The following is a 318-nucleotide window of genomic DNA, read 5'->3' as shown; positions in this document are numbered from 1 at the left end:
CGGGCTTCACCCGCCTGGCGCGAGAAGGAGGATCTTCTGCGCTCCGTGCCCGGCATCGGTCCAGGCGCCGCAGCGACGCTCATCGCCTTCATGCCAGAGCTCGGTTCGCTCTCGCGCCGCCAGATCGCTTCGCTTGCGGGTGTTGCACCATTCAATGTCGACAGCGGCAGCCACACCGGCAAGCGTCGCGTGCAAGGCGGACGCGCCATCGTGCGGCGCGCCCTTTACATGGCATGTGTGCCGGCGCTGCGCTTTAACCCGGCCATCAGGGCCTTCTATGACCGCCTGCGTCGTAGCGGCAAACCGTTCAAGGTCGCC

1 protein-coding gene is annotated in these 318 nt (G+C 67.0%); it reads left to right on the top strand.

What is annotated here, in order from left to right:
* On the top strand, positions 1-318 hold a 318-nt coding region (locus U5782_RS41455), incomplete at both ends, for a transposase (protein ID WP_322049648.1).

It is taken from the genome of Paraburkholderia sp. J67 (assembly GCF_905220265.1).
Classification (GTDB): domain Bacteria; phylum Pseudomonadota; class Gammaproteobacteria; order Burkholderiales; family Burkholderiaceae; genus Paraburkholderia.
Note: the sequence above shows the minus strand (reverse complement) of the source record. Positions and strands in the feature narration are given on the sequence as shown.